The sequence below is a fragment of the Streptomyces sp. NBC_01450 genome (assembly GCF_036227505.1).
In the GTDB taxonomy this organism is placed as follows: Bacteria; Actinomycetota; Actinomycetes; order Streptomycetales; family Streptomycetaceae; genus Streptomyces.
Genome location: NZ_CP109480.1, coordinates 923560 through 943505, shown reverse-complemented (window position 1 = coordinate 943505; position 19946 = coordinate 923560). Strand labels below are relative to the sequence as shown.

Sequence of the window (19946 nt, the reverse complement as noted above, 5' to 3'; positions counted from 1 at the left end):
CGTGCCGTCGTGATCCGGTGCCGGCCTCGGCCCCGGCGGAACAAGAGAGGCTCCTCATGGACGTGGGACTGCTGATGAGCTACTCGGGCGGCTTCGCCGAAGCCACCCGGCGGCTGAGCGACTTCGAGGCGGCCGGAGTCGACTCGGTGCTGCTGCCCGAGGCGTACACCTTCGACTCGGTGAGCCAGCTCGGCCATCTCGCCGCACGCACCGAGCGGATGCGCCTCGCGACCAGCATCCTCAACGTGTACTCGCGCACCCCCGCGCTCCTCGCGATGACCGCGGCCGGACTCGACTTCGTGTCGGAAGGACGGTTCGAGCTGGGCATCGGCGCGTCCGGCCCCCAGGTGGTCGAGGGGTTCCACGGGCTGCCCCACACATCCCCGCTGACCCGGATCCGGGAGGTGGTCGAGATCTGCCGGACCGTCTGGCGGCGCGAGCCTCTGCGGCACGAGGGCCGGGTCTTCCAGCTGCCGCTGACCGCCGAGCGCGGGGGTACGGGCCGGGGTGGCCGCGCCCTGAAACTCATCAACCATCCCGTCCGGCCGGACATCCCGATCGTCCTGGCGGCCCTGGGGCCCAAGAGCGTGGAACTGGCGGCCGAAGTGTGCGAGGGGTGGCAGCCCACGCTGTACCTTCCGGAGGCGGCCAAGGAGGTCTTCGGTCCCTCTCTGGAGGCCGGGCGTGCCCGGCGCCCGGCCGGGCTGCCGCCGCTCAGGGTCGTCGCCGACGTCAAGGTCCTCGTCAGCGACGACGCGGAGGAACTCGCGGCCGGACGGCAGCGGGTCCGCGAGTACATCGCCCTGTACGTCGGCGGCATGGGAGCCCGGGGCCGGAACTTCTACAACGCCCTCGTCGCGCGGTACGGCTTCGAAGGGCCGGCGGCGCAGATCGAGGAGCTGTACCAGGACGGCCGCAAGGCCGAGGCCGCCGCCGCGGTCCCCGGCGAACTGGTCGACGCGGTGGCTCTGGTGGGCCCGCGGGGGCTGGTCGCGGAACGGGTCGCGGCGCTCCGGGACAGCGGGGTCACGGGGCTGAACGCCGCGCCGATCGCGGTCACCCACGATCGGCGGGTCGAGGACATGGAACTGCTCAAGCGGCTTGCCGGGTGACCGCCGCGCGTTCCAGGTGGGCGAGTACCCGCTGGTGATGGTGGGCGGCGGTGCCGTGGACCAGGGAGTCCACCGTCGCCCGCCGCAGATACAGGTGCAGGTCGTGTTCCCAGGTGAAGCCGATGCCGCCATGGGACTGCAAGGCCTCCCCGGCGACTTCGGGGAGGCGTTCGCTCGCGAAGGCCTTGGCCACGGCGGCCGCCATGGTGGCGTCCTCGCGGCCCGCGTCGAAGGCCATGGCCGCGTAGTAGGTGGCGGCCCGCAGGCCCCGCAGGGTGATCAGCATGTCGGCCGCCTTGTGCTTGACGGCCTGAAAACTGCCCAGCGGACGGCCGAACTGTTCGCGCACGGTGACATGGCCGACCGTCATCTCCAGCAGCCGCCGGCCCACGCCCAGTGCGTCCGCGGCGGTGAGGACCGTCATCGCGTCCACCCACCGGTTCGCGACGTCGGGGCGGTCGGACAGCACCTGCCCGGCTGTCACGGCCACGTCGTCGAACACGACGTCGTACCAGGAACGCGTCAGATCCAAGGTGGTGCGCCGCTCCGTACGGGCGGCGGACGTCGGGGCCAGGAGGACGTACGGTTCGTCCCCGGTGAGCGTCACCAGCAGCCAGTCGGTGCAGGCGGCGGCGTGCACGGCCGTGGCCCGGCCCGACAGGACGAGGTGTTGCCCCTCCCGGCGTGCGGTCAGGGAACCGTGATGTACGAACCCCGCCTTCAGTCGCCCTTCGCCAAGTTCCGTCGCGGCCCGTACGGCGAGGTCGCTCAGGTCGGGCCCGCCCCAGGCGGCGGACATGGACGCCAGGGCCGTCTCCACGAACGGGCCCGGTGCAGCGGCGCGTCCCAGTTCCTCGGCCACCAGGCAGAGCTCCACCAGCCCCTGCTCCGAGCCTCCTTGGGCTTCGGGGGTCGCGAGGCCCGTCCAGCCCATGCGCGCACCCCTGCTCCACAGCTTCTCGTCGACGTCCAGGCCCGCGTCGAGGACCGACCGGACGAGATGCGGAGGGCAGTACGAGGTGAGCAGATCCCGCGACGCCTCGCGCAGTGCGGCCTGTTCCTCGGAGAGTTCGAAGTCCACCATCGACCGGCCCTTCCATGGTCGTACCGGTTACGGATCACTAGCCTCTCATTGAGTGTAATGATTAAGCTATCTGGCGTGCCAGCTTCCGGAGGATCCCAGGGCCGCGAACCCGGCGGGCGAGAGGAACGATGATGTCGGACCAGGAGTTCAGCGCCGGTGGGCGCGCGTACGAGACCGTCCTGTTCGAGGTGACGGAACACGTCGCCACGGTCACCCTCAACCGCCCGCGCAAGCTCAACGCGTTCAACCAGACCATGGTGGACGAGTTCCGGGACATCTGGGAACGCGTGCGTACCGAGGACGCCGTTCACGCGGTGGTCCTGCGGGCCGCCGGTGAACGCGCCTTCTGCACGGGCACCGACGTCGACGACCGGATCCATCTGGCCGAGAACGTCTGGAGCCAGGAGGACCCGGGGCGGGGGCTGAGTCCCAAGCAGAACAGGGTGTGGAAGCCGGTCGTCGCCGCCGTGCACGGCATGGTCGCCGGCGGTGCCTTCTACTGGCTCAACGACTGCGACATCGTGATCGGCGCGGACGACGCCACCTTCTTCGACCCGCATGTGAGTTACGGCATGACGTCGGCCCTGGAGCCCATCGGGCTGGCCCGGCGCATCCCCCTGGGCGAGGCCCTGCGGTGGGCACTGCTCGGGCTGGACGAGCGGATGTCGGCCGCGCGCGCACGCGAGATCGGTCTGGTGTCCGAGCTGGTGCCCTACCCGGAACTGTGGGGCCGGGCCGACGAACTGGCGCGGATCATCGCGGCCAAGCCGCCCGCCGCCGTGCAGGGAACCGTCCGGGCGATCTGGGAGACGCACGGCCTGGACCGCGAGGCGGCCCAGGCACTCGGCTGGCACTACACGACGATCGGCAATCCCCTCGGCAAGCCGCAGGTCTCGCGCGAGACCTTCGTCAAACCCAAGTGGACGCTGCGCTGACCCGCGCCCGCGCCTGTCAGCCGGCGAACCGTGCGATCTCCGCGTCCAGCAGATCGCCGAGGGTGTCCGCCGGCGGATCCGGCAGGCGCACCGGGGCCTGACGGGTCGGCAGGAGAACGACGGCCCGTCCCGGTGTCGAGACCTCCCCACGCTGGTTGTGGCAGGCCACCTCGATGTGCACCTCGTTGCCGACGTCGGTCCGCACCTTGTCCACCACGACACCGCGCACCCATGTGGTGTCCCCGACGTAGTTGAACTTGCGGTGTTCGCAGCGGAGCCTGAACAGCCAGCCGTCGTCGCCCATCCAGTCGGTCAGCGCGTGCGTCAGCCAGGTCTCGCGCATGCCGCCGTAGTCGTAGCTCATGGGGATGCCCAGCTCCCGCGCGCGTTCCGGCTCCCAGTGCAGCCGCTGCACGGTGTCCGGGATGTTCCGGGCGTTGGGCGGGTACAGACCGGGGGCTTTGCGCCGCACCCGCCGGGCGACCGCGAAGGCCCCCGGCGGCGTCAGCTGCATGCCCCAGCCCACGTGCCAGACGACCACGTCGGTCACGGTGAGCGGCCCCTTGACCCGGGGCTGGAGCTCGTCGCCGACGTGGACGTCCTCGAAGTAGCGGGTGTTCGCCCCGCGGCGCTCCTCGGCGTCGTAGGCGGCGTCGATCTCGGCGAGTTGGTCGGCGGTGTAGGGAGGAAACTCCAGGTCTCCCTTTCCGTCGGCTCGGTTCCTGCTGGTGTGCCGTTCGGCGTGGATCCAGGTGCCGCGCTGGAGGGCGACCACCTGCCCCGCGCCGTCGGCGAACAGGAAGTCGTTGGTGACATGGGCGGCCCGGCCGCCGAAGGAGCTCGGCTTGACCTGGACGCCGACCTGGGCCCGCAGGCAGGAGCAGCGGTCGCCCAGACGCAGCGGCCGGTAGTACTCGAACTCCATGGCCGCCTGGTAGGCGCCGAGCCCGGCGAACGGGTCGCCCTTGAGGATCGCCTTGGCCCCGTCGTCCGGTTCGACGGCGTTCTCGCCCATGGTGTAGAGGAAGTTCGGCGGTGCGATCGTGCCCTTCCACCGGGTGGCCGGTCCGTGTGCGGGGTCGCACCACAGGGGATTGTCGTCGCCGTATCCGAGCGCGAAGTGACGGATTCCGTCGGTGGTCACCTCCAGGTTGTGCGGCGGCAGACGGCGCTGGGGGACACCGACGCGGCGGCGTGAGCGCTCCACGGCATCGTCGGTGAGGAGGCCGTAGTCCGGCCGGTCCGTCAACGTGGTCACCATCTCTCCTTGCTTCGTGGGCGGGCGGCTGCCCGCCGAGTGGACGGGCCAGGCCCTACCTACCGTCGGCGGTGAAGAGTTCCTGGAGCCGGGGCCGGTCGACCTTGAGCGAAGGGGTCCGTGGCAACTGGTCCAGAATCCGCAGATCCACCGGCATCTGATAGCGCGTCAATCGGCTCGCCAGATGATCGAGCAGGTCCTGCCTGCTGGCCTGACCGCACAACGTGACCGCCACGACCGGCACTTCACCCAGACGTTCGTCCGGCAGCCCGACGGCGGTGGCGTCACTCACCGCGGGATGCTGGTGGAGCGCGTCCTCGATCACACTCGGCGGAATCTTGAATCCGCCCCGGTTGATCGCGTCGTCCGCGCGGCCGTGGATGAACAGGAAGCCGTCCTCGTCCAGCGAGGCGAGGTCGTTCGTGCGCAGCCAGCCACCGTCGACGACAGGTAGTTGGGGGCCGCGGACTTCGAGCAGTCCGACGCCGCCCGGTGTCTGGACGTCCTGTGTCGTACGGTCGACCACACGCAGTTCGATGCCGCGGTGCGCCCGGCCCACGCTGCCGCGCTTCGTTCCCGCCCACTGGCGGTGATCGGCGAGTGACCAGCCCGCGATGGCGCCGGCGAACTCGGTGGCGCCGTAGGTGGCGAGGACCGGCACTCCGTACCGCGCCTCGAACTCCTCGGCCAGTTCGGGCGGCAGGGGTGCCGTGCCGGAGCCGATCGCCCGCACGCTGCTGAAGGTGTCGGCGGGGAGTTCCGCGTGCAGCACCATGCGGATCGCGGTCGGCGGCAGGCGCAGTTGGCGGGGCCGGTGCCGGCGTACCAACCGGGCCCACTCCTCGACCTGGAACCGCTCCATCAGGGCGACGGACCGGCCGTCGACGGCATGGGCGATCGCGAAGTACAGCCCGCTGATGTGGGCGAGCGAGGACCACAGGATGACGCACCCCCGGCGCAGGCGGGGGCCGGTGCTGTCGTCGAGCACCGTGCCGGCGGCCTGGAACGCGGCGGTCAGCTGCGGATAGGTCAGTGAGACGCGCTTGGGCTTGCCGGTCGTGCCGCTGGTCATCATCACCAGGGCCACGTCGTCCGCGGGCAGCCCGGGTGGTGCGGGTGCCCAGGAGCCCGGCCGGAGCCGCAGGCCCGTCTCCTGGTGAGCGATCAGGGGGACGGCACCGATGTCCTCGGCGGCGGCCCGGACGGCGTCCCGGGACCAGTCCTGCTCGTCGGCGAGGACGACGTCCGGGCGCAGCGAGCGGATGTCGTCGCCGAGGCCCGTCTCGCCCACGTGGGGGCTGAGGGTGACGACCTGTCGGCCGGTGGCGATCACCGCCAGCAACGCGGCCAGTTGGGCCGGCCTGTTGCGCAGGACGAGGCCGACCCGTCGGGCGGACGGGTGGCCGCTCAGGAGAGCGTCCAGATCGCGGGTGACGTCGGCGAGGTACGACCACGGAAGGCTCGACTCGGCGAAGGTCAGTGCCGTCGCGGCCGGGTCGACGCCCATCACGTGACGGAGCCAGTTCGAGAGCAGGGGCAAGGTGCGCCCGGCGAGATGCGAGCGGGCCTGTTTCGTCATGGCGTCCTTCTACGGGGAGGCAGACGTTTAAGCTAAATTAGTTACTTGATTCTATCGGTGCAGTCCAGGTGAGGCCAATGGGCGGCCCGAACTAGTGAGTCGAAAGCGCTCCTGAAACAGACAAATCTTTTATTTGACATGCCTGATTCTTGGGGAGGACACATGCAGTTGGACGTCATCACCGCACTCGTCACCGGCGGTGCCTCCGGCCTCGGAGCCGCGACCGCGGCGGCGTTCGCCGAGGCGGGAGCGAAGGTGGTCATCACCGACCTGCCCGGCTCGGCCGGTGCCCGGACGGCCGCCGCGATCGGCGGCGGAGTCCGGTTCGTGCCCGCCGACATCACCGACGAGGACAGCCTGCGGGCTGCCCTCGAAGCGGCCCAGGAGACCGGCAGCCTGCGAGCCGTCGTGCACTGCGCTGGCCGCGGCGGGGACCGGCTGCGCATCCTCGACAAGTCCGGGGCACCCGCGGCCCTGGACAGTTACCGGCAGGTCCTGGAGGTCAACCTCGTCGGCAGCTACAACGTCCTGCGGCTGGCCGCGGCCGCCATGGCCGGCAACACCGTCGAGGACGGCGACCGCGGTGCCATCGTGCTGACCGCGTCGGCGGCGGCCTTCGAGGGACAGATCGGCCAGACCTCGTACGCCTCCTCCAAGGGCGGCGTGCACGCGATGACCCTGGTGGCGGCCCGGGACCTCGCGAGCTGGGCGATCCGGGTCAACACCATCGCGCCCGGGACCTTCGACACCCCGATGCTGGCCAGGCTGCGCGAGGACATCCGGCAGAGCATCGCCGAGACCATTCCCCACCCCAGGCGCCTGGGACATGCCGCGGACTACGCGGACCTGGCGCTGGCCATGGTGCGCAACCCCTACCTCAACGGCGAGACCGTCCGCCTCGACGGCGCCCTGCGCATGGGCCCCAGGTGAGCGCCGCCCCCGAGGTCCTGGTGGACGCATACGACCGGGTCCTCGTCATCAGCCTCAACAGGCCGGAACAGAAGAACGCGATGACCCTGGCGGCCGCCCACCTCGTCGCCGAGGCCGTCGACCGCCTGGACGACTCACCTGATCTGTCTGTCGCCGTCCTGACCGGTGCCGGCGGGACCTTCTGCGCGGGCATGGACCTGAAACGGTTCGCGCTCGGGGAGCGTCCGGCGCTTCCGGGGCGTGGCTTCGGCGGGCTCGTCGAGGCACCCCCCGAGAAGCCGATCATCGCCGCGGTCGAAGGCTGGGCACTCGGCGGCGGCTGCGAACTCGCCCTCGCCTGCGACCTGGTGGTGGCGGCGCGGGGGGCGCGCCTCGGGCTGCCCGAGGTCAGGCGCGGCCTGGTGGCACGAGGCGGCGGAATGATCAGGTTGCCGCAGCGTCTGCCGCGCTCCGTCGCGATGGAACTGCTGCTCACCGGCGACCCGATCGACGCCGAGCGGGCGGAGCGACTGGGACTGGTCAACCGTGTCGTGCCCGAGGGCCAGGCGCTGGAGGCGGCGCTACAGCTCGCCGGACGTGTCGCCGAGAACGCGCCGTTGGCCGTGCGGTGCGCCAAGGCCGTGGCGAGCGCCGCCCCCGGCTGGCCGCAGGACGAGGTGTGGCGCAGACAGGCTCCGTTCTCCGACGCCGTGTTCGCCTCGCAGGACGCGCAGGAAGGAGCACGGGCCTTCGTGGAGCGCAGGGAACCCAAGTGGACGGGCCGTTAGGCGCATCGCCCGCCCGGCGTTCGCTCGTCGGGCGGGCCGTACGGACGGCCGTCAGCGGATGGCCACGGGGTTCACCAGCCCGCCGGTGCTGCGCAGGAAGCGCTCGGGCGTCGCGTTCAGCAGGAAGGTGTAACGGCGGTCCCGGGCACAGGCCGCCGCGAGGTCCTCGAGTACCCAGTTCTGCCCCTGGATCATGCCCATCATCACCAGACACAGGACGTGCACGGGCAGCATGACGTCCTCGACGTTCGACGGCAGCAGCTCCATGGGCATGTTGTCGATCGCGGCGGCCGCCGCACGGCGCTCGTGGAAGAAGAGGGGCGCGTCGTAGTCGAGCGCGGGCACCGGCCGGCGATAGCTCGGGACGTCCGCCGCCAGGAAGTGCGTCACCTGCCCGGTCCGGACCAGGACGATGTCACCCTCCTCCACCGGTGTTCCCTGGGCCTCCTCGACGGCCTCCAGGACGGCGCGCGTCACCGGGAACCGGCCCGGAAGGACGTCGACGCCCTGGTGCCGGGCCACGTCCAGGAGGATGCCGCGCGACACGACGGTGCCGGCCGCCTCGATGCCGAGCCGCGTGGCGCCGGAGGCGTCGACCGCGTCCGCCGGTACGCCGTTGTACATGACACCGCGGTGGCTGCAGTGCGACAGCGCGTCCCAGTGCGTCGCCGCTTGCGTGGGGGTCACCACGATGTCGTCGCTGTAGGCGACCGAGTCGGGGGAGTCGCCCATCAACGTGTTGATCGCGAGCATCGTCCGGACCGGATTGATCCGCCCCGGGACTCCGATGCCGTTCTGCGGGCCGTCCAGCGACAGCGACATGGAGAGCGAGAAGCTCTCGCCCGTCACCACCGAGGCCGTCGCCTTCCTCACCACTTCGGCGGTGATGAAGTTGAGCGTCCCCCGCTCGTCGTCCGCGCCCCAGCGCTTCCAGTTGCTGACCTGCTCGGCCAAGGTGTCGAACTCGGCAACGCTCAGCACGGTTTCCGCCTCTCTTCGCTGTGACTCGGGTGCGTACGACGTGACCGTCCAGGCCGGTCCACGTCAGGAGCGCGGCTCCCGGGGGAGTCCCAGGGCCCGCTCGGCGATGGTCGTGCGCAGCACCTCGTTGGCGCCCCCGGCGATGGTGTAGGCGCGGGCATAGAGGAGGGCGTCCTGCCAGTAGCCCCCGTCCACGGCACGGTCGTCGCCCTCGGCCAGCAGGCCGTCCAGCCCCTGGAGTTGGACCCCCAGCGAGACGGCGTCGAGGTTGGTGTCGCTGAAGAAGACCTTGACCATCGCCGGATCGGTCGGTTCGTCGGTTCCCGCCGCCATCCGGGACTGCACGGCCTTGCTCATCAGGTCGGCGACGTACACACGCGTCGCCAGCCGGCCCAGGCGATCGCGCACGGCCGCGTCACCCAGAGGCGGCAGCCCCTCCGGACCGGGCCGGGCCGCCAGCGCCAGCAGACCGCTGAGGTCGTCGAGCAGTTCGGCGCTCCGCGCTGCCACCGAACCCCGCTCCTGGGCCAGGCTCGCACCGGCGACCCGCCATCCGCCGTCGACCTCACCGATCACCCGGTCGGCCGGGATGCGCACCCCGTCCAGGAACACCTCGTTGAAGTCGGCGGTGCCGGTGATCTCCCTGAGCGGCCGGATCTCCACTCCCGGGGAGCGCATGTCGAGCGCGAACGCGGTGATGCCCCGGGTCTTCGGCGCCCCGGGATCGGTGCGCGCGAGCAGGTATCCGACGTCGGCGTACTGGGCGTTGGTGGTCCACACCTTCTGGCCGTCGACCACGAAGTGGTCCCCATCCCGGCGGGCCCGCGTCCGCAGCCCCGCCAGGTCGCTGCCCGCCTCCGGTTCGCTGAAGAGCTGGCACCACAGATCCTGGCCGGACCGTAGCCGGGGCAGGAAGCGGTGCTTCTGCCGCTCTGTCCCGTGGGCCAGCAGTGCGCCCGCGGCGAGGGCGCCGGCTCCGATCTGCCCCCAGGCCCGCGCCCGTGCCAGTTCCTCGGCGACGACGAAGGCGGGCTCGGGGCGCGGATCGGCGAGACCGCCGTACTCCGTCGGCCACGACCGGCCGAGATAGCCGGCGTCATGGAGCCGGGCGATCCACCGGCGCAGCTCGGGGACGAGCGCGGGGACGGGCGCCCGCACCCCCGCGTGGGCCTTCCTGCCGGGAGCGTGGGTACGGATGAACGAGCGCACCTCGGCGCGAAAGGCGTCGAGTTCGGCGTTGGTGTCGAGCCTCATCGTGTCTCCTGTCAGACCGAGGGCATGCCGGGGTCGCGGGGGAGCCCGAGGACCTGTTCGGCGAGGGTGTTCCGCTGTATCTCGGCGGTGCCCGCCCCGATCGTCGAGGCCCGCGTGCGCAGGAAGCCGTGGAGCCACCTGCCGCGCTGCACTGCGTCCTCGGACCCGGGTCCCAGCAGGCCGGCCGGGCCGAGCATGTCGACGGCGAACTCGTGGATGTCCTGCTCGAACTGGGAGATGTGCAGACGTGACACTGAGGAGACGGGGCCCGGCTCCCCGTGGGTGAGGATGTCGGAGATCGTGCGCTGTCCGTTGTAGTGCATGATCCGTGCCCGGATCTCGAAGTCGGCCATCCGGTCCCGGACATCCGCGTCGTCCAGCGCACCGCGTTCCGCGAGGAGCTGCCGGAGTTCGCCGAGGACGCGCCGGTAGGTCGCGGCCTGGTTCATGGCGCCGGCGGCGCGCTCGTGCCCCAGACTCGTGCGGACCAGCGGCCAGCCCCCGTTCTCCGCTCCGATGCGGTCGGCGACCGGTACGCGGACGTCGTCGAAGAACACCTCCGCGAACAGGTGCCCCCCGGTCAGGTCGCGCAGGGGACGGACGTCAACGCCCGGAGCGTGGGCGTCGACGACGAGGTAGGTGATCCCGCGCTGCCGAGACTCACGCGTGCCCGTCCGCACGAGTGTGAAGAAGACGTCCGCCCTGGCGGCGTGGCTGGTCCACACCTTCTGTCCGTTCACCACGTAGGTGTCGCCCTCGCGGTGTGCGGTGGTGCGCAGGCCCGGCAGGTCGGAACCGGCCTCCGGCTCGGAGTAGCCCTGCGCCCACACGGTGTCCCCGCGCAGCATGGACGGCAGCCAGCGCCGACGCTGCTCGTCGGTGCCGTACTTGATGATCGTCGGCGCGGCGATGCCCAGACCCGTCCCGACGGGGCCGGGCACCCGGGCGCGTGCCAGTTCCTCCTGGTACACCACCTGATGGGCGAACGGCAGGTCCATCCCGCCGTACTCCTCGGGCCAGCCCGGTCCGGCGAAGCCGTGGTCGAAGAGGGCGGCCTGCCAGGCACGTGTCCAGGCGAAGCGCTCCTCGGGATCCCGTGGCCGCCGCCCGGGCCCGTGGCCGGAGAGGAAGTCCCGCAGCCGGGAACGGAAGACGTCGAGCGACTCCGGGTTCCGGGGGAGGGGGAGGGCCGATGCGGTCGTCATGGGCGGGCTCCTCCTGACATGGTGAGCCGGGCGAGCCGGACCCGTTCCTCGCGGGGTGTGCCGAACAGCAGCTCGGACGACTTGGCCCGGCGCAGATACAGATGCGCGCGGTGCTCCCAGGTGAAGCCGATCCCCCCGTGGATCTGGATGTTCTCCTTCGCCGCGTGGGTGAACGCCTCCGAGCAGTACGAGCGGGCCACGGCGGCCGCGATCGCCGCCTCGGTGCCGGGCGTGCCCACGACCGACCCGGCGAACCTGGCCGCAGACCGTGCACACTCCACCTCGACCAGCAGTTGTGCGCACTTGTGCTTGATCGCCTGGAAGGAGCCGATGGGCCGTCCGAACTGTTCCCGCGTCCTGGCATGTCCGACCGCCATGTCGAGGCACGCGGCGGCTCCGCCGACCTGCTCCGCGGCGAGCGCCGCCCGCACGAGGTCCCGCACGGCCGCGAGCGGTCCGGAAGCGTCGCCGGTCCCGATCCTGGTCGCGGGGGTGGCGTCGAGGCGGATCCGTGCCAGGGGCCGGGTCGGATCCAGGGCGTCCAGCACCGTGCGGGTGTGACCGGGCGCGGTGGCCGGGACACCGAAGAGCCCGACGCCGTCGGGGCATTGGGCGGTCACGAGCAGCAGGTCGGCGGTGTGCCCGTCGACGACGTACGTCTTCGTGCCGGATAGCACCCAGCCGGCCGGCTCCCGCTCGGCCACGGTGGCGGGCGCGTCCGTCTCCCATGAGCCGTCCGGTTCGGCCGTCGCCAGCGTCGCGGTGAGCGCTCCCGAGACGATGTCCGGCAGCCACCGCTCCATCGCCGGCTCGTCACCGCAGTGCGCCAGCGCCTGACCGGCCAGTACGGCAGTGGCGAAGAAGGGACTCGGGAACAGGGCGCGGCCCATCTCCTCCAGTACGACGCCGAGTTCGGCGGGGCCAAGTCCGGCACCGCCGAATCGCTCGGGCACGGCCAGACCGGTGAGGCCGAGCTGACCGGAGAGCTGGTGCCACAGGCCCGCGTCGTACTCCTGCGGGCCGGTGCCGGAAGGCGGCGGGCTGTGACTCGTGGCCTTGTCCTCGAGGAACGTGCGCACCAGCAGGCGCAGTTCCTCCTGTTCCTCACCGAGACTGAGGCTCATCGCGCATCCATCGACATCGTCGTGCCCTTCACGCAGCTTGACCCTAACAGTGATCGGATAAATCAGTAAACTGATTCTGGTGTCAAGGGTGGAAGGTCGTCCCGCTCAGCGGGCGGAGCCGCCTGGCGGGGATGTGGCCGGACGTCCTTGCCCCGATCCCGGTAATGAGGTTCTCCGAGCAAGTACACTCATTGTCATGAGTGCCACATTGGGGCCAGTCGGCCAGACGGTCCGCGCGCCCAAGACGGCGGAGCTGATCGCCGCGCAACTGCGCCGGCGCATCGTCCAGGGTGAGCTGACGCCCGGCGAGACGCTGCCGCCCGAGATCCAGCTCATGGAGCAGTTCGGCGTCTCGCGGCCCACCCTGCGCGAGGCCTTCCGCATCCTGGAGGCCGAGATGCTCATCAGCGTCCGCCGCGGCAGCCGGGGCGGCGCGCAGGTCATGGCCCCGGACTTCTCCGTGGCGGCCCGTCACGTCGGACTGCTCCTGCAGATGCAGGGGACCACCGTCGACGACGTCTACGAGGCCCGGATGATCGCCGAGCCGGCGTGCGCACGCATGCTGGCCAAGCGCCGCACGAAGCAGGACCTCGCCGACCTCAGCGAGGTGGTGGCGGAACTCCAGTCGGCCGTGGAGTCGAAGGACGACGCCGTGCCCGACCCGGCGCTGTGGTCGCGGCTGACGTACCGGTTCCATGAACTGATCATGGAGCGCTGCGGCAACAGGACCATGGCCGTCCAGGGAGCGGTCCTCCAGGAGATCGTGGCGACCCATCTCGAGATGCGGGTCTCGCGCAACTTCGACAAGACGGAGTCACCCGAGCGTTTCCAGCGGGCCATCAAGGCCTACAAGCGTCTCGTGGTGCTGGTGGAGGCCCGGGACGCCGAGGGTGCCGAGCGGCACTGGCGCACGCACATGAAGGTCGCGGGCACCTACCTCCTCAAGGACGACCTGCACAACAAGCCCGTGGTGGATCTCTTCGCCTGATCCGAGGCGCCCGCACCCATCTCGTCGGACTCTCCTCGTGGCGGTGCGGGCCACGCCCGGGTGACCACGGGCTTCGCAAGACGTGTCCCGGTCAGCGGGACTCGGGGCCGACGGCTGATCGGCGCCACCTACTCTCCTCCTGTTGGATCCAGCCGACCGGGCATCGCGCCCATCGGGGCGGACTGAGACCCAGGAGAGCGGCGATGCGACGCGACCATGACCTCACCGGCACGCTTGCCTTAACACGCTGACGAGCCCGCGTTCCCGCACATCCGCTTCCCCGGAATCCGAGGGATCCCCCGCAGCTTGCGGAGCCTCTTCCGGCGGCATCACCGGCTCTCCGCGTCAACGGCGTCCCTCGGATCGCCGTCTCCCGGATCGCCGTGCCCTCTCCGCCTCGGTGACCCACGTCCTCGGCGCCCAGGCGGTATCCGACCATGCGACGGATCAAGGGAGATCCCATGGACGTAAAGCTGAAGTTCAAGCTCTATCGTATGTCGGTCTGGTGCGGCGTGGTGGTGGTCATAGCCAACACGCTCGCGTTCTCGGTCTTCGGGCACCTCTCGCCGCCCGTCTCGCCCTCGGACAACGCGCAGCAGGTGGCCGACTTCCTGACGGAACACCGGACCGGCATCCTGTGGGCCGTGGTCACGATGGGCGTCTTCGCTCCGTTCTTCTACCCGTTCGCGGTCATCACGAGCCTGCAGATGCGCCGGATCGAAGGCGGCTGGGGCCTGTTGTCGATGATCCAGCTGACGACGGCGGTCGTCGCGCCGACGGGTTGGGTCTACCCGCTGGCGGTGCTGGCCACCGCCGCCTACCGGCCGCACCGCAGCCCCGAGTTGATGCAGCTGCTCAGCGACCAGTTCTGGCTCACGTACGTGGGAGTCGCCGTCATCTTCGTCATCAACGTCGCGGTGATCGGTCTGTCGGCCCTCATCGACCGTCGGCCCGAGCCGGTGTTCCCGCGGTGGTTCGGCTGGCTGAACCTCGTGCTGGCGGCCGCCTTCTTCCCGGGGGTCTTCGTGTACGTGGCGACCGACGGTCCGTTCGCCTGGGACGGGCTGTTCACGGTCCTGATCCCGTCCATCGCGTTCGTCGTCTGGAAGATCGCGATGATCGTCGTGCTGCTGCGAGCGGTCAAGTCCGAGGAGCGCGAGGTGCTGGGACAGCAGACGGCCGTGCCCGCGGCGGCCTGAGGCATACCGAGGATGAGCCGAACTCCCCGCATACGTGAGTGGAGTTCGGCTCACCTGCGTCTTGAAGCTCGATCCATGAGTAGATTAAGTTAACTCAATAACCTTGATATGTGGTTGCCCGTCAGGCACGGGTACGCCGGCAGGGAAGGAGCCGTATGGCCGGGAAAGGCAGGCTCGCGACGGGAGCGTCACCGCACGTGGACAAGGCGTTCATCCGCCGCGCGCTGGACGACGCCGACCTCAACGCGCTGAGGCTCGCGCTCTACCAAGCCACCGGAGACGAAGCCCTGCTCGAACTACCGCTCAAGACCACGCCCATGTACGGCGGCGCTCTCAAGCAGACCGTCCTGGCCGAAGAGGCCGTGTCTACCCTGCGGGCCAGGGCGACGGAGTTCCTCCTCGGTATGACGTCCGGTTTCACCGAGGTGAAGCCGGACGACGTCGAACTGCGCCGCATGTACGAGGCCTTCCGCAACGAGGAGATCACCGACCGGGACTGGTCCTACCGCCGTGACCTCGCCGCTTTCGACGACCATCCCCGGCTGGCCCGGTGGACGGGAGCCAAGCCGCCGATTCCCGACGGCTTCCAGGTGGCGGTCATCGGCGCCGGCTTCGGCGGCATCGCCGTGGCCGTCCAGCTGGAACACCTCGGCATCCCCTACACGATCTACGAGCGGCGCCCGGAGCTGGGCGGCACCTGGAGCATCAACGCCTACCCGGACGTGCGGGTGGACACCACCAACTTCCTCTACCAGTTCTTCTTCGAGAAGAACTACCCGTGGACCGAGTACTTCGCGCGGGCCGGCGAAGTGCGCGACTACCTGCAGCACGTGGCCAAGAAATACGGCGTCCTCGAACACATCAGCTTCGACAGCGACGTGCAGGAAGCCGCCTTCGACGCGGCGACTGGCCGGTGGACGATCGACGCCGTCATCGACGGCCGACCGCAACAGCTCACCGCCAACGCCGTGGTGAGCGCGAGCGGGCTGTTCGCCACGCCCAAGCGCCTCGACACGCCCGGCATCGAGGACTTCCGCGGCGCGATCGTGCACACCGCCGAATGCACGGGCCAGGAGCGGCTGGACGGCCGTGACGTCGCCATCATCGGCAACGGCTCGACCGGTGTGCAGATGATGTCCCAGGTGCGCAGCAGGGCCCGGAGCGTGGGCGTCTTCCAGCGCACCCCGCAGTGGATCAGCCCGCGCGAGCGCTACGGCGAGGCCATCTCCCCGGAGACCCGCTGGCTGCTGGACACGATGCCCTACTACTGGAACTGGTACTGCTACTCGATCGCGACCCTGCGGCTGGGCGGCCAGGTCCTCCAGGAGCCGGACGCGGAGTGGCAGGCCGCGGGCGGCCTCGTCAACGAGGGGAACGACGGCTACCGTGCGAGCCTCACCCAGTACGTGAAGTCGAAGCTGGGCGACCGCCCCGACCTGTGGGAGAAGCTCATCCCGAGCCACGCCCCCATGGCCCGCCGGCTCATCGTCGACAACAACTGGTACTCCTCGCTGCTCGAGGACAACGTCGAACTGGTCACGGAGAAGATCGAGCGGTTCACCCCGACGGGCATCCGCACGGCCGACGGCAAGGAGCGCCCCTACGACCTCGTCTTCACGGCCACCGGGTTCGCCACCCAGAAGTACCTGTGGCCGACCCGCTATCGCGGTCTGGCCGAGGAGACGCTGGAGGAGCGGTGGAGCGACCCCGCGGGCGGCGGCCCGCGTGCCTATCTCAGCCTCACGGTGCCCGACTTCCCGAACCTGTTCATCATGTACGGCCCCAACTCGCAGAACCGGGCCGGGTCGCTGATCGTGTGGATGGAGACCTGGGCGCGCTACACGGCCGAGGGGCTGGTCGCCCTCATCGAGGGGGGCCACCGTTACCTGACGGTCCGCAAGGAGGTCTTCGAGGACTACAACCGCCGGCTCGACGAGGCGATGCTCTCCCTCATCTGGTACGACGAGGGGTCCAGGGACCGCAACTACTACGTGAACGAGTTCGGCCGGCAGCAGGTCAACGTGCCGTGGCGGCTGGAGGAGTACCACGAGCTCCTGGCGAAGTTCCGGCCGGAGGACTACGACTTCGCCTGAGGACGGGATGCGATGAAGGCGGTCCGTTGTGTGCCGCCGGGAATCGAGGTCGTCGAGACCGACGAGCCCGGCGGGTCGGGAGAGCTGGTCCGGGTGGCCGCGGCGGGTATCTGCGGCTCTGATCTGAGGTACCTGCGGCGAGGCAGCACACAGATCATCGGGCACGAGATCGCCGCCATCGCCGCGGACGGCACGCCCGTGGCTGTGGAGGCCATAGCCAGGTGCGGCACCTGTGAGTGGTGCGCCGCCGGCCGGCACAACATGTGCCGCGCGGCGGGCCGGGACGTGCTCGGCATGACCGTACCGGGAGGGATGGCGGAGTACTACCGGGCACCTCGGTCGGCACTCGTGCCGCTGCCACCGGGACTGTCCCCGGACGACGCCGCGCTCGTCGAGCCGGGCGCGGTGTCCTGGCACGCCTGCCGCAGGGGCGAGATCGGTCCCGGCACCCGTGTCGCCGTGGTGGGGGCCGGGACCATCGGGATGCTGGCCGCTGCCGCCGCCCTGCGGATGCGGGCCGCGGAGGTGGCCCTGGTGGCCAGGCACCCCTTCCAGGCCGAGGCGGGCGAACGCCTCGGCGCGACCCGGCCGTCGGGCCGGTACGACGTCGTCGTCGAGGCGAGCGGCAGCGAGAGCGGGCTGAACCGTGCGATCGAGCTGGTGCGCCCCCTCGGCACGGTGGTGACGGTCGGTGTCTTCCCGCCCGGCATCACGTGGCCCCACATGGCCGCCTTCCTCAAGGAGGCCCGCGTCGTGCCCTCGATGGGATACGCCCAGGACGTCACGGGCGCCCGGGAGTTCGCCTGCGCGGCCCGGATGCTGGCCGACCGGCCGGAGATCGCCCGGACCCTGATCACCCACCGGTTCGGCATCGACGAAGCCGCGGGCGCCTTCGAGGCCGCCGCCTCCAGGCCGCCGGGGACCTTCAAGGTCGTCGTCCATCCGTGAACCCCGTGGGCCGCCCCTGCCAGGCGTGCTCCGGACAGTCCACGGACACTCATACACCGTCAGGCGGAGACAAGGATGTCGAAAGCCACGCCGACCCCGTCCTGCTGGTCCTCGTCCGGATGGTGCAGGGATTCTGCGCGGGCGGCGAGGGCGCCGTCTCACCGGCGGTGGTCTCACGCCCTATCTGGCCGCCCGGCTGACCCGGACGGCGGGGCCGCGGGCGGCGGGCTGGCTGGTGGTCGCCGCCGCGGCGGCCGGTGTCACGGTGATGTGGCTGCTGACGTCGAGGTCCCGGCGGTCGGCAATCTCCGACCGGAGTATTGACGAACCCAATGAGTTCAATCGTATAACTGATACAGATAACTAAATCTGTGAGGAGAAGCCGTGACGATCGACGCCGGCGTAGACCAGGCCGCCTTTGAGGTGGTCAATCCCACCGCGGACAGGCTGGACTCCGCGGAGACCTCCCTGGCCCCGCGACTGGACACACTGAACGGAAAGGTGCTGGGCCTGCTGTCCAACAGCAAGCCCAACGCCGAGATCGCGCTGCAGGCGGTGGCGGAGAAGATCAAGGAGACCTACCCGGATCTCAAGGTCCGTCTCTACCCCGGCTCCATCCGCTTCGAACCCGGACTGCTGCGGCGGGCCATCGAGGAGAGCGACGCCCTCGTCGGCGCCACGGCGGACTGCGGCGCCTGCACGTCCTGGCTGATCCACGACGGCGCGCAGGCCGAGAAGGCGGGCGTCCCCCAGGTCACGATCGTGGCCCGGGGCTTCGAGCGCGACACGGACACCAGTGCCAAGGTGTTCGGCGTCCCCGGGCTCCAGTACGTGGTCGTGCCCCGCGTCTTCACCGCGCTCACGCCGGAACAGGCGACCGAGCAGACGCTGCCGGTGGCGGACGACATCATCCGGGCCCTCACCCAGGCTCCCGCCGCCGCCCCGACCGACACCGCAGGGCAGAAGGACGCCGAGGAGCGGCAGGAGACGTACACCTTCCGCGGCCAGGACCCGGTGGAGGCCGTCGAAGCCTTCAACGAGTTCTACCTCCAGACGGACTTCGGTGACGGGCTGCCGCTCCACCCGCCGACCCGGGCGAAGGTGGAAGCCATCATCGAGGCCCAGGGGCGGCCCCGGGACGAACTGATCCTCACCGTCCCGCCGCTGCACGGCCACGGCACCCTGGAGCGGATCGCGGTGAACGCCGCCATGGCCGGGTGCCGTCCGGAGGAACTGCCCGTCGTGATCGCCGCGCTCAAGGCGATCCACGCGTGCCCGCCTCCGATGAACCTCTCGGTCCTGATGTCGACCGGGGCCTTCGCGCCCGTGATCCTCGTGAACGGGCCGCTCGTGAAGAAGCTCGGCATCAACAGCGGGCGCAGCCCGCTCGGGCCGGGCCTCAACAACCGGGTCAACATCCGCATCGGACGGGCGGTCGCCCTGACACTGCGCAACCTCGGCGCGTGGATACCCGGACGCATGGACCTCGACACCATCGGTACCGTGCGCAAGAACATCCAGGTGTTCGGCGAGAACGAGGACGAGAGCCCCTGGGAGCCGTACCAGGTCGGCAACGGCCTGCGGCCCGACGACAGCACCGTGACCGTGGTGCACACCGTGGGGGAGTGGGACCTCGGCTCCAACCACGGACCGGCGGACCGCCGTATCCGGTCCATCGCCGCGCGCACCCCCACGCTCACCCAGGTCGGTTTCATGACGAGCACCCTGGCCGGCCTCGAAGGCAACGAGGACGGGCTGTTCTACCTGCTGCCCCCGGAGACGGCGAGGAAGTTCGCCGACGCGGGGCTGAGCAAGGACGCGGTCAGGAGGTTTCTGCTGCACAACATCCGGCCGCGGATCTGGGACGTCGTCGCGCCGTTCATCGACTTCCGGGAGCGCGGCCTGGTCCGGCCCGAGTGGGAGTGGATGTTCCAGCTCACCCCCGAGGAACAGCGGACCCAGACGATCCAGGCGTTCAACGACCCGGCCGCGATCAACATCGCCGTCGCCGGGCACGGCACGCCCAAGGAGTTCGTCTTCGGCACGATGACCACGCCGATCACCGTGAAGATCGCCGCCCTCGCGTAGTCGCGCACGCAGGCGGAGGAAGGAAGCACGCTCATGGCGGCAGTCGTCCGCGCGGTCACCGACGACGACTTCGACGAGGCCGTCCGGGGGGCCGGGCGACCGGTGCTCGTGGACTTCTGGGCTCCGTGGTGCGGCCCGTGCCGGGCGATGGGGCCCGTCCTCGACGCGATGGCCGAGGCGCACGAGGGGGCCCTCGACATCGTGAAGGTCAATCTGGACGAGAGCCCCCGGGCGGCCCAGCGGCACGGTGTCTCCTCGATCCCCGCGCTCCTGCTGTTCTCCGACGGGGAGGTCGTGACGACGCTGGTGGGGGCCAAGCCCCGCACGATGATCGAGAAGGCCATCGCCGAGTACCTGTGACACGCGAGAGCGGCGGGCTGGTGCGGACCCGGGAACCCCGG

At 70.5% G+C, this 19946-nt stretch carries 18 protein-coding genes; 10 read left to right on the top strand and 8 right to left on the bottom strand.

Annotation, left to right across the window (positions count from 1 at the left end; genetic code table 11):
- Window positions 1-56 precede the first annotated feature (56 nt).
- On the top strand, window positions 57-1112 hold the full coding sequence (locus OG568_RS04340) for an LLM class F420-dependent oxidoreductase (RefSeq protein WP_329530348.1): 1056 nt from the start codon (window positions 57-59) through the stop codon (window positions 1110-1112).
- On the opposite strand, the gene OG568_RS04335 is transcribed toward OG568_RS04340, so the two are convergent.
- Window positions 1093-2196: an acyl-CoA dehydrogenase family protein gene (locus tag OG568_RS04335; protein WP_329530347.1), complete on the bottom strand. Its 1104-nt coding sequence runs from the start codon at window positions 2194-2196 to the stop codon at window positions 1093-1095. The two genes, OG568_RS04340 and OG568_RS04335, sit on opposite strands and share 20 nt — an antisense overlap.
- Before the next feature lie 131 nt (window positions 2197-2327).
- On the opposite strand from OG568_RS04335, the gene OG568_RS04330 reads away from it, so the two are divergent.
- Entirely contained in the window at window positions 2328-3131 is an 804-nt protein-coding gene (locus tag OG568_RS04330; protein ID WP_329530346.1) for an enoyl-CoA hydratase/isomerase family protein, read from the top strand.
- 16 nt (window positions 3132-3147) lie between these two features.
- On the opposite strand, the gene OG568_RS04325 is transcribed toward OG568_RS04330, so the two are convergent.
- Window positions 3148-4392 (bottom strand): FAS1-like dehydratase domain-containing protein, encoded by a 1245-nt coding sequence (locus tag OG568_RS04325; RefSeq protein ID WP_329530345.1) that lies wholly within the window; start codon window positions 4390-4392, stop codon window positions 3148-3150.
- Window positions 4393-4444: 52 nt separating this feature from the next.
- Window positions 4445-5968: a class I adenylate-forming enzyme family protein gene (locus OG568_RS04320; RefSeq protein ID WP_329530344.1), complete on the bottom strand. Its 1524-nt coding sequence runs from the start codon at window positions 5966-5968 to the stop codon at window positions 4445-4447.
- Window positions 5969-6130: 162 nt separating this feature from the next.
- On the opposite strand from OG568_RS04320, the gene OG568_RS04315 reads away from it, so the two are divergent.
- Together OG568_RS04315 and OG568_RS04310 are read left to right on the top strand one after the other, a co-directional pair.
- Entirely contained in the window at window positions 6131-6898 is a 768-nt protein-coding gene (locus tag OG568_RS04315) for an SDR family NAD(P)-dependent oxidoreductase (RefSeq protein WP_329530343.1), read from the top strand.
- Entirely contained in the window at window positions 6895-7665 is a 771-nt protein-coding gene (locus OG568_RS04310; protein ID WP_329530342.1) for a crotonase/enoyl-CoA hydratase family protein, read from the top strand. The genes OG568_RS04315 and OG568_RS04310 overlap by 4 nt, the downstream gene beginning before the upstream one ends.
- Before the next feature lie 51 nt (window positions 7666-7716).
- On the opposite strand, the gene OG568_RS04305 is transcribed toward OG568_RS04310, so the two are convergent.
- The 4 genes from OG568_RS04305 to OG568_RS04290 form a co-directional block, all read right to left on the bottom strand.
- Window positions 7717-8646, bottom strand: a complete 930-nt coding sequence (locus OG568_RS04305; protein ID WP_443077538.1) for a cyclase family protein — start codon at window positions 8644-8646, stop codon at window positions 7717-7719.
- Between the two features lie 63 nt (window positions 8647-8709).
- Window positions 8710-9900 carry an acyl-CoA dehydrogenase family protein gene (locus OG568_RS04300; protein ID WP_329530341.1) on the bottom strand — a complete coding sequence of 397 codons (1191 nt, stop codon included), beginning with the start codon at window positions 9898-9900 and terminating at the stop codon, window positions 8710-8712.
- A gap of 11 nt (window positions 9901-9911) precedes the next feature.
- Window positions 9912-11105, bottom strand: coding sequence for an acyl-CoA dehydrogenase family protein (locus OG568_RS04295; protein WP_329530340.1), 1194 nt, complete (start codon window positions 11103-11105; stop codon window positions 9912-9914).
- On the bottom strand, window positions 11102-12229 hold the full coding sequence (locus OG568_RS04290; RefSeq protein WP_329530339.1) for an acyl-CoA dehydrogenase family protein: 1128 nt from the start codon (window positions 12227-12229) through the stop codon (window positions 11102-11104). Before OG568_RS04290 ends, OG568_RS04295 begins: the two co-directional genes overlap by 4 nt.
- A gap of 196 nt (window positions 12230-12425) precedes the next feature.
- Between OG568_RS04290 and OG568_RS04285 the strand changes: the two genes are divergently transcribed.
- The 4 genes from OG568_RS04285 to OG568_RS04270 all read left to right on the top strand — a co-directional run bounded on the left by OG568_RS04285 (window position 12426) and on the right by OG568_RS04270 (window position 17457).
- A complete protein-coding gene (locus tag OG568_RS04285) occupies window positions 12426-13217 on the top strand; it encodes a FadR/GntR family transcriptional regulator (RefSeq protein ID WP_329530338.1) in 792 nt (263 codons plus the stop codon).
- Window positions 13218-13678: 461 nt separating this feature from the next.
- Window positions 13679-14416: a hypothetical protein gene (locus OG568_RS04280; RefSeq protein WP_329530337.1), complete on the top strand. Its 738-nt coding sequence runs from the start codon at window positions 13679-13681 to the stop codon at window positions 14414-14416.
- 155 nt (window positions 14417-14571) lie between these two features.
- The gene (locus OG568_RS04275) at window positions 14572-16509 is read left to right on the top strand and encodes a flavin-containing monooxygenase (protein ID WP_329530336.1); all 1938 of its coding nucleotides are present in this window, start codon (window positions 14572-14574) and stop codon (window positions 16507-16509) included.
- 12 nt (window positions 16510-16521) lie between these two features.
- Window positions 16522-17457, top strand: a complete 936-nt coding sequence (locus OG568_RS04270; RefSeq protein ID WP_329530335.1) for a zinc-dependent alcohol dehydrogenase — start codon at window positions 16522-16524, stop codon at window positions 17455-17457.
- 180 nt (window positions 17458-17637) lie between these two features.
- On the opposite strand, the gene OG568_RS04265 is transcribed toward OG568_RS04270, so the two are convergent.
- Window positions 17638-17790 carry a hypothetical protein gene (locus OG568_RS04265; RefSeq protein WP_329530334.1) on the bottom strand — a complete coding sequence of 51 codons (153 nt, stop codon included), beginning with the start codon at window positions 17788-17790 and terminating at the stop codon, window positions 17638-17640.
- Between the two features lie 51 nt (window positions 17791-17841).
- Between OG568_RS04265 and OG568_RS04260 the strand changes: the two genes are divergently transcribed.
- Together OG568_RS04260 and trxA are read left to right on the top strand one after the other, a co-directional pair.
- Complete coding sequence (locus OG568_RS04260; RefSeq protein WP_329530333.1) at window positions 17842-19545, top strand: UGSC family (seleno)protein; 1704 nt, start codon at window positions 17842-17844, stop codon at window positions 19543-19545.
- Window positions 19546-19578: 33 nt separating this feature from the next.
- Complete coding sequence (gene trxA / locus OG568_RS04255) at window positions 19579-19905, top strand: thioredoxin (RefSeq protein WP_329530332.1); 327 nt, start codon at window positions 19579-19581, stop codon at window positions 19903-19905.
- Window positions 19906-19946: the final 41 nt, after the last annotated feature.